The organism is Sinorhizobium sp. NG07B (genome assembly GCF_002532005.1).
Lineage (GTDB): Bacteria > Pseudomonadota > Alphaproteobacteria > Rhizobiales > Rhizobiaceae > Sinorhizobium > Sinorhizobium fredii_C.
Genome location: NZ_NWTD01000024.1, coordinates 21,530 through 35,093, shown reverse-complemented (window position 1 = coordinate 35,093; position 13,564 = coordinate 21,530). Strand labels below are relative to the sequence as shown.

General features: G+C 59.0%; 12 protein-coding genes. 1 reads left to right on the top strand and 11 read right to left on the bottom strand.

Features of this window, described 5'->3' with window-relative positions; all coding sequences use genetic code 11:
• Positions 1–208: 208 nt before the first annotated feature.
• The 11 genes from CO664_RS29125 to nifH form a co-directional block, all read right to left on the bottom strand.
• Positions 209–415 carry an exopolysaccharide production repressor protein gene (locus tag CO664_RS29125; RefSeq protein WP_234819668.1) on the bottom strand — a complete coding sequence of 69 codons (207 nt, stop codon included), beginning with the start codon at positions 413–415 and terminating at the stop codon, positions 209–211.
• Between the two features lie 57 nt (positions 416–472).
• Complete coding sequence (fdxB, locus tag CO664_RS29120; protein ID WP_097527966.1) at positions 473–790, bottom strand: ferredoxin III, nif-specific; 318 nt, start codon at positions 788–790, stop codon at positions 473–475.
• Positions 787–990 (bottom strand): CCE_0567 family metalloprotein, encoded by a 204-nt coding sequence (locus CO664_RS29115; protein ID WP_097527965.1) that lies wholly within the window; start codon positions 988–990, stop codon positions 787–789. Before CO664_RS29115 ends, fdxB begins: the two co-directional genes overlap by 4 nt.
• A 1,113-nt stretch (positions 991–2,103) precedes the next feature.
• Positions 2,104–2,862: a response regulator transcription factor gene (locus tag CO664_RS29110; RefSeq protein ID WP_234819666.1), complete on the bottom strand. Its 759-nt coding sequence runs from the start codon at positions 2,860–2,862 to the stop codon at positions 2,104–2,106.
• A 50-nt stretch (positions 2,863–2,912) separates the two neighbouring features.
• Positions 2,913–3,401, bottom strand: coding sequence for a NifX-associated nitrogen fixation protein (locus tag CO664_RS29105; RefSeq protein WP_097527964.1), 489 nt, complete (start codon positions 3,399–3,401; stop codon positions 2,913–2,915).
• Positions 3,402–3,404: 3 nt separating this feature from the next.
• Complete coding sequence (gene nifX, locus CO664_RS29100; RefSeq protein ID WP_097527963.1) at positions 3,405–3,899, bottom strand: nitrogen fixation protein NifX; 495 nt, start codon at positions 3,897–3,899, stop codon at positions 3,405–3,407.
• On the bottom strand, positions 3,865–5,250 hold the full coding sequence (gene nifN / locus CO664_RS29095; protein ID WP_097527962.1) for a nitrogenase iron-molybdenum cofactor biosynthesis protein NifN: 1,386 nt from the start codon (positions 5,248–5,250) through the stop codon (positions 3,865–3,867). The genes nifX and nifN overlap by 35 nt, the downstream gene beginning before the upstream one ends.
• Complete coding sequence (nifE, locus tag CO664_RS29090) at positions 5,247–6,749, bottom strand: nitrogenase iron-molybdenum cofactor biosynthesis protein NifE (RefSeq protein ID WP_097527961.1); 1,503 nt, start codon at positions 6,747–6,749, stop codon at positions 5,247–5,249. Before nifE ends, nifN begins: the two co-directional genes overlap by 4 nt.
• Positions 6,750–6,812: 63 nt before the next feature.
• Positions 6,813–8,354: a nitrogenase molybdenum-iron protein subunit beta gene (gene nifK / locus CO664_RS29085; RefSeq protein WP_097527960.1), complete on the bottom strand. Its 1,542-nt coding sequence runs from the start codon at positions 8,352–8,354 to the stop codon at positions 6,813–6,815.
• A 124-nt stretch (positions 8,355–8,478) separates the two neighbouring features.
• A complete protein-coding gene (gene nifD / locus CO664_RS29080; RefSeq protein WP_097527959.1) occupies positions 8,479–9,981 on the bottom strand; it encodes a nitrogenase molybdenum-iron protein alpha chain in 1,503 nt (500 codons plus the stop codon).
• Between the two features lie 109 nt (positions 9,982–10,090).
• Positions 10,091–10,984, bottom strand: a complete 894-nt coding sequence (nifH, locus tag CO664_RS29075) for a nitrogenase iron protein (protein WP_028003516.1) — start codon at positions 10,982–10,984, stop codon at positions 10,091–10,093.
• 634 nt (positions 10,985–11,618) lie between these two features.
• Between nifH and CO664_RS29070 the strand changes: the two genes are divergently transcribed.
• Entirely contained in the window at positions 11,619–13,382 is a 1,764-nt protein-coding gene (locus CO664_RS29070) for a DUF262 domain-containing protein (protein WP_097527958.1), read from the top strand.
• Positions 13,383–13,564 lie beyond the last annotated feature (182 nt).

Here is a 13,564-nt window from a genome sequence, read left to right as displayed (position 1 = left end):
TGCGCTTCATTCTCTGGTCCTCTCAATGGGCCAGAGCTTACTTCAAAATGGATTATTTCAACGGGGCAAGGTCACGCGGGTTGATCTAAGTGGCGCGAATCTGAGCTCTGCCTTATCACCGCGCCTCAACGGAGCAGCGATATGCCGCCCATCTGAACGAGTTGAGGCACGTCTGAAGATTCATTCCTGACCTCGTCATCGTCTTCGGCTAGTATCCAACTTCCTTGCAACTACCGAATTGCTTAACCATTTGGCCAGCTCTACTAGCACGACTAGACCGCCAGATCAGAAAGAGCACGCTTGCGAAATAGGCGACCTGGAGGAGCAGCGAACTAGCCAGCGTCGTGACGACTACTATGCGGAGGGAATGAGAAGCGAAGTAGACAGTCAGAGCGTTGATGCATAGGACCAGCAACAGAATGCGACAAAAGATTCTAAAGGGCAACGCCGTTCTCCTCGTTTGTCCACCAGATCATGCAGCGACCTTATCGGCCGCAATATGGGACTGGCAGCTCTTCGGGCAGACGCGGGAGCAGGCTCCGCAGCCGATGCAGCGCCCGGCATGGTCGACGACCATGATCATGCGATTGAGCTCGCCATCGAAGTCATCGTCCTCGCCGTCGCAGATGCCGAGGACTTCACCTGCATCATCGACGCCGTAAAGGTGCATAACCTCGCGCGAGCACACCTTGAAGCAGCGGCCGCAACCAATGCAGGTCGTGCCATCAATAGCGGTGAGGTACTCCGGCATCCATTTGGAGCCGTCGCGGGTGACGAAAGCGCTCGTCATCGCGAATTCTCCGACGCAGCGAGATCTCTCTTGGCCGCGTCCAACTCAGCAAAAACGGAGAAGGTTTTCTCGGCAACGGCCTTGATCTCTGTCCAATTGACGGGGAGGTCCTCGGCAAGGTCGTGCAATTCCATCTTCGCAGCTCCCGCACGCGACTGCAGCTTGCGGACCTTCTGCTGCAACTCCTCAAGGTCTGACATTCATCCTTCCTCGAAAATCGTTTCATCACGCCCGCACCGCGTCGGGTACGCTTCAATGGCTGCAGTCGCTTCCGTCGACCAGTTTCGTACAGGCCTTCGCCTCACGGCAGCGTAGAACATGTCGAGTCTCCACAGCACGTCCGGGTGGGAACCGCCAATGCTCACATTCTCCTCATTTCAGACTTCTTCCTCGAAACACGATTTCAGCCGGCAATCCTACTTCGTACATGCAGGAGCTTGTTTTCCTCCCAGTAGAGGCACACGGGTTTAAGGAAAGGAGAAGCATCGCGCGTCTCGCGGGTGTGCGTGTCCCCAACCTTCACTCAGGTTGCCACACGTCAATTAGCAAAGCCCGTGCCACCGCGCCTAGCGGACAGTAAGCGCATGATCACGCTTCGAAAAACCTCCATGGGCCAAGATAGCCGATTGCGCTAAACCTGACATGTTTTCTGCCACTGTCAGGTTCTAGACACGTATTCACGCGCTTCGCGCCGCCAGAAACGCGTGGCGACGGACAACTCAAAACGTATTCGGGATGAGGGAATCAGATTGGACACCATGACTGCGTCGGCTACCGCTAGGCTCGTCGTCATCGTCCCCTTCACGCCTCGGTCCCTCAGGCGGTGGCGGATCTCGCCATCGCCGATTGCAAGCGGCCGCTCCATCTGCGCGCCACCTGTGCCCCCTCGCCCGCCTTGCGATTGAATTCTACCTGGGCGACATGGGGGTTCTTCACGACGAAGCGGGTCCAAACGCGGCTCGCCGATACGGCGATCGTCAGATCGTGGCGCAAAAGGCCAGAACGAGTGCCGGCATGTGCCGGCCGGTGAACTCAACGGGCGGGTCGGGCCGGACGACTGAAAACACGAGATGCTATCGATGACAACGTGAGTGGGGCCATTGATCCCCGCCGAACTCCGGCAAGAGCGCGACCGTCCAGACTCGCAGTTAAGGCCCTCGACCACGGCACTGTCATTTGCGTTGTTCAGTTCCCGGAATAGACCCGGTCAGCTCCCGTCAACTGAGTACGCTTTTGCTGTAGGCGCGTTTCGAAGCAGCAAGACTTGCCCTCAGCACGATGGAGATGGAAATAGCACCACACCCATTCGCTTTTTAGCGGTCCGGCTCCTCGAGCGAGTAGCCGGCGGACCTGACGGTACGGATGACACTGCCGGGGGAGGCTGTCTTCAGCGCCTTTCTGATCCGGCTGATGTGGACGTCGACGGTGCGTGCACCGATATGAATATTATCCGGCCATGCCGCGTCGATCAGCTCGTCTCGGCTAAAGACCTTCCCGGGAGCCTCAAGCAAATGCCGCAGCAGGTTGAACTCGATCGGGCCGAGATGGATGTCGTATCCATTACCCCGAACTCGGTGGGCATCGGGCTTCATCTCAAGGCTGCCGCAGCAGAGCCAGCTGCCGTTTTCCGTCCCGTTTGAACCAGGCTCCGGCAGCGCCAGCTTCGTTCGTAGACATTCAAGGAGCTTAGCCGGTGCGATCGGCCGCACAAAGCTCTCGTCAATGCCCGCCTTGAAGAGATCGAGGTGTTGATTATCAGCGCCGGGTGCGATCAGGGCAATAACGGGCAAGCCCCCGGTCCGGGGCTCCCCTTTGAGCCGGGCGCAGATTGTGGAACCTGTCGCATTCGTTGGCGCACAGTCCAACACTACTGCCTGGAGTTCCCTTTCATTGGCCAATGCAAGTGCTTCCTTCACGTCACCTGCCGCCTCACTCGCGAAGCCGTCCGCCCCCAAAATGTGGCTCAAGAAAAGATATAGCTCCACATCGTGTGAACAGATCAGGACCAATGGCTTCATCAGCACTATCCCGAGAACCAAATCGGCCTCGCCTCGGTTGAGTGGGCTGGCCATCGGACGTCCTCAAGGCCTTACACGATCCCGTTGCGTGAAAATCGGCTCCATCACGCCCGTGCCGCGTCGGGATAGGCTTCAATTGCGGCTATGGCATCATCGACCAGTTTCGCACCCGCCTTCGCAAGTTTTCCAAGTGTGTCGAAGCCGAACCGATGGACATCGCGCAGGGTCTTCGAAAGAACCACCAATCGGCCGGTGGTGAGTACCACGCGACCGAAGCCCTCAGGGCTCATCATCATGGTCGACGATGCAAGCAGTCCGGAGCGCTCCTCGATTGCAAGCGCCGCGCAGGTGTAGAAAATCTGGAGCCTCCACAGCACGTCCGGATCGGGATCTCCGATGATCGGGATCTCACGGCGCTGCTCCTTCGTGACGATGAAGTCGGCCAGCAGGTCGGCGTCGGATTTATCCTCCCACATTCCATAGGTGTCCTGTGCGCGGATCAGGCGTGTGAGGCTTTTGAGAAAAGGCGTAGCAAGGGCCCTCTGGTCCGGGTCGACGGCACGGATGACCGCGGTGTCCGATGGTGTTCTCATCGTTCAGTCCTCATCCTCAAACGATTGTTTTTCTGCGGCGCCCGCTTCCGTCAGCACCTTGCGCAGCCAGGGCGGAGGAGCCGTCCTGAGCATGGTCTGGGTGCGGGTTAATACGTCTTCAATGGATTGGGGCTGCGGCACTTTGATCGGATGGATTTTTGCCGAAACGACTTTGGCTGCTGAGGGCCCGCCGATGGCCAGACAGAATAGGAGATGGCAGCCCTTCAACGCCTCCACTTTCGGAGCGATGCGGTCATCGCCCTCGGTCCGGTGTTTGCCGCTCTCGTCCGAAACATCTTCAAAAGCGACGGCTTCCACGAAACTCCAGCCATCGGACGTGACGTCATAGACGGCGAAGCGCTTGGCCGATCCGAAATGGGCGTTGAGGCTCTTCATATCCTGCGTGGCGATCGCTATACGCAATGAACCTGGTTTCCCTTTCGGCCCCGTTGAGTGAACCTCGTCAGTGACGAGAGAAAGTCGGCGGGGGGCTGTCATCTGGCATTTCCCGGTTACGGAACGGATCGAGTGATTGAGGCGTCGGCGCATGCTGGTTCGCCTGGAAGATGTTGGCGACATCGAAGATCAGGTCGCGTGTCCCCTGATAGAGGGTCGTAAGCTTGTGCTGACTGCCCAGTCGGTCGAAGATCGGGAACCCGACGCGCATAAACGGAATGCCTAGGCGCTCGACCGCTTGCCGTCCGTGCGAATGGGTGACAAGCAGATCAGCGCCTCCGGCAAGTTTTTCGAGGTCGCCAAGATCACCGACCTGGACCTGTTTGGCAGGCACTTTCTCAAGAATGTTCGAGGTGCCGGTTGTTGTGACGGCCGCTGAGATTTCGGCGCCCATGCCGGTAAAGAAGGTGGCGAGCTGGTAAAGCTGGTCTGGCTCCGCAGCGATGGCAATCTTTTTGCCGCCGAAATGAAAATGTCCGTCGAGCAAGGCGTCCTGCAGCTGTGCGCGGCGACGGCGGATTTTCGCAGGCGCCGGCGCACCGGAAATCGCGGAAAGCAGGGAGACGAAACGGTCTGTGTCCTTCAATCCTATGAGCGACTGGAACAATGCGTAAGGCACTCCGGTCAGTCTCTCCAGCACCTCCGCCGGGCGGCGCATGTGCTCGCCGATTGCGATGCACTGCACCGCCGTGCCAAGCTCCTCGATATCCTTGACGCCCGTGCCGCCATAGGTGGTCGGCACCCAACGGTCGTCAGGCACCGTACCGTCGAGCGAGCCGGAGAGATCAGGCAAAATCACCGCCTTGAGTCCGAAGCTTTCCACCGTCTCGCGCACATGCTCGATGTCGGCGACCGTGAGGTTCCAGCCTGGCAGGATCGCTATCTTCTTCGACTGCCGGACCTGCTCGCCGCGCAGCGTAATGCTTTGAAGCAGGGCTGTGACAGCCTTGGCCCAGCCCTCCTCGATCGCACCGTCGAAATCCGGCGTGTTGGCCAGCACGATCTCCGTGCCTGCGAGTTCTTTCGCGTGCATCATCTTGATGTTCGAGAGATCCCTTGCAAAATCCTCGCCACGGGTTTCCTCCAGCGCAGTGGTACAGACCCCGATCAGTTCCGGGTTGGTGCGGGTCTTCAGATTGAGGATCGCCTCTTCCAGATGGTCCATGCCGCCGAGGATCGTCGCCACCTCGTCCATCGCCGTCGTCTGCAACGGGACGGCTTCCTTGAAATGCCGCACGAGCAGGACGAGGGCGAAGCTGGTGCAGCCCTGGCTGCCATGGAACAAGGGTACCGCATCATTGACTCCCAGAAAGGCGAGCGCGGCACCCAGCGGCTGCGAGGACTTTAGCGGATTGACCGCCATCGATTTGGTTTGGGGGAGGATGCGGGTCATCGGTTTTCCTCAACGATCGCCGATTTCGTCGGCTGTTGTGCGAATACTTTTTCGAAGGCGTGGAGTGTCTCGGGTCCACTCTGCGTGCCAGGAAGTTCTTCCTCCACGGCAGGTTGGTATTCCCATGGTGCCGGCTCCCGCACCTGGCGCCAGATCGGGTTGTGAATGGCAAGGTCGATCTGGCGTACAAGCTCCACCATGCCGTCGTAGCCGGCATAGGGGTGGTGTCGCTCCTGGTTGATATCGACCCAAGGCGTCTTTGCCTTCAGCGCGATGAATTGCGTGCGCCCGCCCGACAGCATGATGTCGGCCTTGCCTTCTGAAAGCATGTCGTAGAGCTCGCGCGCAGACATCGACTCGAACATGTGGTTCTCGTCCTTGAGGATCTGCTTGATGCGCTCCTTGTCCTCGACCGTCGATTTCTTGACGGAGGTGCCGACGATCTCGACGCCGATCTCCATCAGCGCATGGACGACCGACCAGGACTTCACGCCTCCGGTATTGAGCAGGACGCGCTTGCCTTCAAGCCTCGGCCGATACGCCTCAAGCTTCTTCCACGCAATCGCCTCCTCCTTCTCGATCAGTGTTTCCGTGCGCTGTATCAGCTCCGGATCGGCGCCCTTGTTCACAAGCAGCTTGGCGATCTGCCGGAGGGCTTCCGAGGTGTCGGTGATGCCGTAGAAAGAGCCCTCGAAGAACGGGATGTCCCAGCGCTCCTCCATCTTGCGGGCAAGATTTATGAGCGCGGTCGAGCACACCAGCATGGCCGCCCGAGCACGATGTGCGGAGGCCACGTCGAGGTAACGCGCGTCGCCCGGAATGCAGGCGCGCACCCGAATGCCGAGCCGGTCAAGGAGCGGCTTCACCAGCCAGAACTCGCCGGAAAGGTTGAATTCGCCGAGGATATTGATGTCGTGGGGGCCTATATCGTCGGGCTCGACCGTGCCGATGACATGATCGAGCAAGGCCTCGCCGGCAAGCTTGTTGCCAAGATTCTTGGAGCCGACGAAGCCCGGCGCGTTGACCGGCACCACCGGCAAGCCGAACTTTTCAGCCGCGCGCCTGCAGACTGCCTCGATGTCGTCACCGATCAGTGCCGTCACGCAAGTCGAATAGACGAAGACCGCCGGCGGAGCATGCCTTTCCTTGATCTCGCGGATCGCCTTGAAAAGCTTCCGCTCCCCCTGCCCCATCACCACGTCGAGCTCGGTGAGGTCTGTCGTGAAGCTGGTGCGCCATAGCGATGGCCCCGACGAAACAGCGCCGCGGTTGTCCCAGGAATTGCCCTCACAGGCGAGCGGTGCATGGATCAGGTGCGCGACGTCGGTGATCGGCTGCAGCACGATCTTGGCCCCGTCGAACGCGCAGCCGCCGGCTGCCGCCCCGGGTGTCAGCGGCTTCGAGCAGCCTTTCTGGCGCGCCTTTGCATCCTTGCTGCGGTTCTTCTCGCAGGCGGGCTCGTCGAAGACATCATTGATTTTGACAGTGAGCGGTGACATTGCGCCGGTTTTTCAACTCCATCTGGAAGACGGTCGGCCTTTGAGCAAAGGCCAACCGCCGCTTTAGCGGGTCAGGTCGAAAGAATAGTCCGTCACACCCGTCTCGCTCGTCTCGCGGTCGAGCCTGTCGAAGATCTTGTCGAGGATTGCCGTCAAAACGCGGAGACCCCCTTGGTAGCCCATGAGAGGGAAGCGATGATGGTGGTGCCGGTCGAAGATCGGGAACATCAGCCGGATCAGCGGCGTGCCGGTGTCGCGCTCCAGGTACTTGCCGTAGGAATTGCCGATCAGCAGGTCCACCGGCTCGGTGAAGAGCAGCGAGCGCATCGCCCAGAGGTCCTTGCCCGCCCAGACCTGCGCATCCTTGCCGAAGGGCGAGGATTGAAGCAGCTCCTTCATTTCGGCTTCCCAGGCTGCCGTGCCATTGGTGGCGAGGCAGTGGGTCGGCTCACCGCCCGTCTCCATGACGAACCGGGCGACGGCGTAGACGAAGTCAGGATCGCCGTAGATTGCGTATTTCTTGCCATGCAGCCAGGCCTGGCTGTCCGCCATGGCGTCGACTAGTCGGCCGCGCTCCATACCGATTGCCGCTGGGATATCCTTGCCGGAAATCTCCGAGACCTTCATCAGGAATTCGTCAGTCGCCTTCACCCCGAGAGGATAATGGAACGAGGCCGTCGCTTGCCCGACCTCTTTGCAGTATTCCAGCGTCTTGCGGGTATTGTAGTGCTGCAGCGACAGTGTCGCTTCGGCACTGAGTGCCGCCTTCACGTCCTTGATCATCGTGCCGCCGTCATACATGCGATACATGCCGTCCGACGGCGTGTCGAATTGGTCGGAGGCATCCTGGAGGAAGGTGTAGGACACCTCCATCAAGTCGAGCAGGCGCTTGAGCTCACGGTTGTTCCCGACGCAGAAGCCGTCGAATCCGGGAATGATGTTGATCGTTCCACCGGTTTCCTTGCGCTCCTGGCCCTTCCAGAAGTGCTCTAGAATGCCCTTGACCATGACGTCGTAGCCATCGACATGACTGCCTACGAAGGCGGGCGTGTGTGCGAAAGGAACATCGAAGTCGGGCGGGACCGAGCCTTCGTTCCTGGCATTTTCGATGAAGCCGTGCAGGTCGTCGCCGATGACCTCCGCCATACAGGTGGTTGAGACGGCAATCATCTTCGGATCATAGAGCGTATAGGTGTTGGCGAGCCCGTCGACCATGTTCTTCAGACCTCCGAACACCGCCGCGTCCTCCGTCATCGAGGACGAAACCGCCGATGAAGGCTCCTTGAAATGCCGCGACAGGTGCGAACGGTAGTAGGCAACGCAGCCCTGGCTGCCATGGACGAAGGACATGGTCCGCTCGAAGCCTGCGGCCGCGAACACAGCTCCGAGCGGCTGGCAGGCTTTGGCGGGGTTCACGACAAGCGCTTCGCGGGCGAGGTTCTTTTCGCGGTACTCCCAGCTCTTGGTGTATTCGCGCTGATCGGTAACGATCTGGTCCGGGTGCGGACATTCAAAATTCAGCCTTTTCTCGGCAAGCATCTTCCTGTATTCCGGCTCGCGGAAAAGCGGAGCGTGGTCGAGAACTTTTTCGGCCGACTGCGGCATGGTGGTTACCTCTTTTCATCTGGCGCACCAGACGGCGGCACAGGGGATGTCGAGATGTTTCGGATTTCCCCCGAATTGGGGTCGGGGACATGTAGGGCCCCCTGCTCCTCGGAGGCCCTGGCTTTCACTCGGCAGCCAGCGCCATTGGCGGCCCGGCCTTTTTCTTCCAGGGGGCGTCGTAGAGGTCCCAGACCGGGCTGTTGATCGCCAGATCCATGTCACGGGCGAAAATGGCGAAGCCGTCGTAACCGTGATACGGCCCGGAATAATCCCAGGAATGCATCTGACGGAACGGAATGCCCATCTTCTGCACCGGATACTTTTCCTTGATGCCGGAGCCAACCAGATCAGGGCGGATCCCCTCGATGAACTTTTCCAGCTCGTAACCGGTCACGTCGTCATAAATGAGCGTACCCTCTTTTACGTAGTGCCCGGTGCGCTGATAGTCGTCGTTGTGGGCGAACTCGTAGCCGGTACCGACGATCTCCATGCCGAGGTCCTCATAGGCTGTGATGACGTGGCGAGGACGCAAGCCGCCGACATAGAGCATCACGGTCTTGCCTTTGAGGCGCGGCCAATACTTGTCGATCACCGCGTCGACCAATGGGCGGTACTTGGCAATGACCGCTTCGGTCTTGTCCTCGATCGTCGGTCCGAAATGCTTGGCTATCTTGCGCAGGGACGCTTCGATCTGGGAGGGGCCGAAGAAATTATATTCCATCCAGGGAATGCCGTACTTTTCCTCCATGTGCCGGCAGATGTAGTTCATCGACCGGTAGCAGTGGATGAGGTTAAGCTTGGCCTTCGGCGCCCGCTCGACCTCAGCGAGGGTCGCGTCCCCCGACCAGTTGCCGACCACGCGCAGCCCCACTTCCTCAAGGAGAATGCGGCTCGCCCACGCGTCGCCGCCGATATTGTAGTCGCCAATGATGTTGACATCGAAAGGGCCGGCGTCGAAGTCCACTTCCGTTTTGTCGAGGACCCAGTCGCGTATCGCGTCATTGGCAATGTGGTGGCCAAGCGATTGCGAGACGCCGCGGAAGCCCTCGCAGCGCACTGGCACTATCGTTTTGTCGTGCTCATCGGCCTTTTTACGCGACACCGCCTCGATGTCGTCACCGATCAGGCCGATCGGGCATTCCGATTGAATGCTGATGCCATTGTTCAACGGGAACAGCTCTTCGATCTCGTCGATGATCGTTTCCAGCTTCTTGTCGCCCCCGAAAACGATGTCCTTCTCCTGGAAGTCGGAGGTGAACTGCAGCGTCACAAATGTATCGATGCCCGTCGTGCCTACATAGTAATTGCGCCGCTGCGACCAGGAATACTGGCCGCAACCGACCGGCCCGTGTGAGATATGGACCATATCCTTGACCGGACCCCACACGACACCCTTGGAGCCGGCATAGGCGCAGCCGCGGATCGTCATCACGCCGGGAATGGACTTGATGTTCGACTTGACGTCGCATTCGGAAAGGATCTCTCCTTCCTTGCCGGCCTCGTCTCCACTCTTTGCGACGCTCAGGTGCTTCTTGCGGCGCTTAGCCGCCTTGTCTGGATAACGCGACAGCACCTGCTCGATAAGTTTCTCGTGGAGAGCGCCGTCATTCTCATGGTCGAGGCTCATGGGCCCTGTTCCCTTTCAGGTTCGGTGACGCCTCGCCGACGAGGCGTTGTTCTTTAGGAAGAGCGCGCCGGGGTCGATGCCGGCGCGCTCCCGCCGGCGGCGGGGGAGGTTAATGGGCAGCCGCCAGCGTAGCTTCCTTGGCCTGAAGCTCCGCAAGCATCTGCTCGTCGGTCTTCATGATGCCGAAGTCGAGCAGCATGTCCTCGAGCTCCTCCATGGTGATCGGTGTCGGCACGGTGCCCTGGCCCGAATTGGCATGGATCTTCTCGGCGAGCGCGCGATATTCCCCGGCCTGCTTGGAATCCGGCGCATACTGGATCACCGTCATCTTCCTGAGCTCGGCGTGCTGGACGATGTTGTCACGTGGCACGAAGTGAATGAGCTTGGAATTGAGCTTGGCAGCCAGCGCCTCGGAGAGATCGAGCTCGCGGTCGGTCTGACGCTCATTGCAAATCAACCCGCCGAGCCGCACGCCGCCAGAATGCGCATATTTCAGGATACCCTTGGCGATGTTGTTGGCGGCATAGAGCGCCATCATTTCGCCGGACATGACAATGTAGATCTCTTGCGCCTTGTTCTCGCGGATCGGCATGGCGAAGCCGCCGCATACCACGTCGCCGAGCACGTCGTAGGAGACGTAGTCGACGTCGTCATAGGCGCCGTTCTCCTCAAGGAAGTTGATTGAGGTGATGACCCCGCGGCCGGCGCACCCGACGCCCGGCTCCGGGCCACCGGACTCCACGCATTTGATGCCTTTGTAGCCTACCTTGAGCACGTCCTCGAGTTCGAGGTCTTCCACCGAACCTTCTTCTGCCGCTAGATGAAGAACCGTGTCCTGCGCTTTCGAGTTCAGGATAAGGCGGGTGGAGTCGGCTTTGGGGTCGCAGCCGACGATCAGGATCTTCTGCCCGAGATCGACCAGGGCCGCGAGCGTATTCTGGGAGGTGGTGGACTTGCCGATGCCCCCCTTGCCGTAGAATGCGATTTGACGCAAATCTGACATGTTGCCTTCCTTCCTTCGTTCCATCCATCGCGCAATGGCGGTTGGCAGCCCGGGCCGCCTCGCAATGAAGGGTTCAAAACTCGTGCCAATTTGGCTGATCGAGCCTACGGAAAACTCTTTTGTTTGTTTTCAGCTATTTAGCCCCGACACGACGAACCATACCGCGCAACAAGCGTGTGTTGCGGATCCGACAAAGCATACAGCGCTGTCGTCGCCAGATTTGGGGCAGCCCCATGCTGAGCTTGCCTTCGCGGGAAGTCTGATCGGGGATCGCTTTAAGCCTTATTCAGCGAGTTTACGTCCTCACCGCCCCGGCTTGAATTGAGAACGCGGCATGGGTACGCGTCACCAACATGCCTATGCGTCGGCGTCATCGACCGCACAAACGGAGGATTGATCGGCTTCGCCTCCGAACGGCCGACGGGGCTGACTGACCCTCGAAGAGGAGATCGCGCGAGCTGCTTCCCTTCCCAGCCGCCGGTCGGTGTCATCCACAGGGACTCCACTGAGACCCGCTGTATCGGACGCGGAAATTCGACGGCCCACGAAGACTGGCATTCCAGTTTCTTATTGTGTCGCCACTTTACCGTGTGCTAGCTCTCAATCAAAGCTACAGGGAGTGACAGGGCCGCATATGTACAAACCGGGTGGAACTATTAAAGCGTTGCTCGAGAAGATTGCCACCCAGGACTATATCCTGCCTGCAATCCAGCGCGAGTTCGTTTGGTGGCCAGAGCAGATCTGCGAGCTATTCGACAGCCTTATGCAAGGATACCCCTTCGGGACCTTCCTCTTCTGGAAAATCACGCAGGAGCGCCGAAATGAATATAAATTCTACGACTTCGTGCGCGATTATCACGAACGCGACCGCTACCATTGCGAACTGTTGAAGAATCCGCCGAACCGAGAACTCACCGCCGTCCTCGATGGCCAGCAGCGCATGACCGCACTGAACATCGGGTTGCGAGGCTCTTACGCGTGGAAAATGCCGGGCAAGCGTTGGGCGACGGATGCTGCTTTCCCCATACGCCGTCTTTATCTGAACCTCCTCAGCGAACCGAACCTCGAGAGCGGCTGCAAATTTCACTTCGAGTTTCTGACGGATTATCAGGCGGCGACACCGGAGAAAGGCGAAGTCTGGTTCCGATGTGGGCGGGTGCTCACCGAGGACTACGACGCTCTCGTCGATAGCATCGACGACCTGGACCTGGACAAAGAGGGCGTTAAGACAGCCCGCGCGACCCTGCGATTGTTCCACAGGACGATCCACGACAAGGATGTGATCACGTACTACGAGGAGGAAAACCAGAGCCTCGAACACGTCCTCAATATCTTCATCCGCATGAACAGCGGGGGCACCCCCCTCTCCTATTCTGACCTGCTTCTGTCGATTGCGGTGGCGCAATGGGAGGAAGTCGACGCGCGTGAGGCTATCCACACCCTTGTGGATGACATGAACAACGAAGGTGACGGATTTAAGTTTACCAAAGATTTGGTCCTGAAGGCTGGCTTGATGCTTTCCGACATCGGAAGCGTCGGGTTCAAGGTCGAGAATTTCAACAAGGCCAACATGGCGGTGCTGGAAACGAACTGGCCGAAGATCCGCGACGCAATGATGCTGGCAGTCCAGCTGCTTGCAAGCTTCGGCTTCAACAATCAAAATCTTCGGGCCGAAAGCTCGATCCTGCCGATCGCCTATTATCTCTATGCCCGCAAGCTCGACGGCTCCTATCTCAATCGCGCGGAATTCGCCGGCGACCGCGAGAATATCCGTAGCTGGCTCATTCGCAGCCTGCTCAAGGCATCAGGTATCTGGGGAAGCGGGCTCGACACACTTCTCACGGCGCTCCGAGAGAAAATCAGTGCTCATGCGCAGCAAGGATTTCCGGTTGCGCAGCTTGAGGCTGTCATGGCGCTGCGCGGAAAGTCGCTAGCTTTTACAGATGTCGAGATCGACGAGCTTTCGGAATTGCCCTATGGCGACGGCCGGACGTTCGCCCTGCTCTCCCTGATATTTCCCGGCTTCGATCTCTCTCGCCACTTCCATGTCGACCATATCTATCCCCAGGGCCGCTTCACTGATGCCCAACTCCGCAAGGCAGGTGTGAACGAGCAATTGCGGGAGTCTTTTGGCGACAAGCACAACCGGCTGCCAAATCTCCAGCTACTGGAGGGCACCATAAACAATCAAAAACGCCAGAAGATGCCCCACGAGTGGTACGCGCTCCAAAAACCGGACGCGCGTGCGCGCAAGGAGTACCTGGCCGGCTTGGAAATTGCCGAGCTAGTGGAGGACATCAAGCAGTTCCCGACATTCTATGAGTGCCGGAAACAAGCGCTACGCGTCCGGATCGTCAATGCACTGGTGTCGCCACAAAGCCAGGCCCTAGCCTCGTAGGATTCTAGCACCTGTACTTCGAGATCAAGTACGGATGTTAAGGCCAGCAAGCGCCAGGTACGAAGAATACCTCTGCGCAGTCTTGAACGTTCAACACGGATGAGCTCTCATGCGATTCCCCTGCAACCGCCAGGAAAACTCCGTGGCCGCGGAGATCGACGGCCCTTTCATCAGTTAAAATG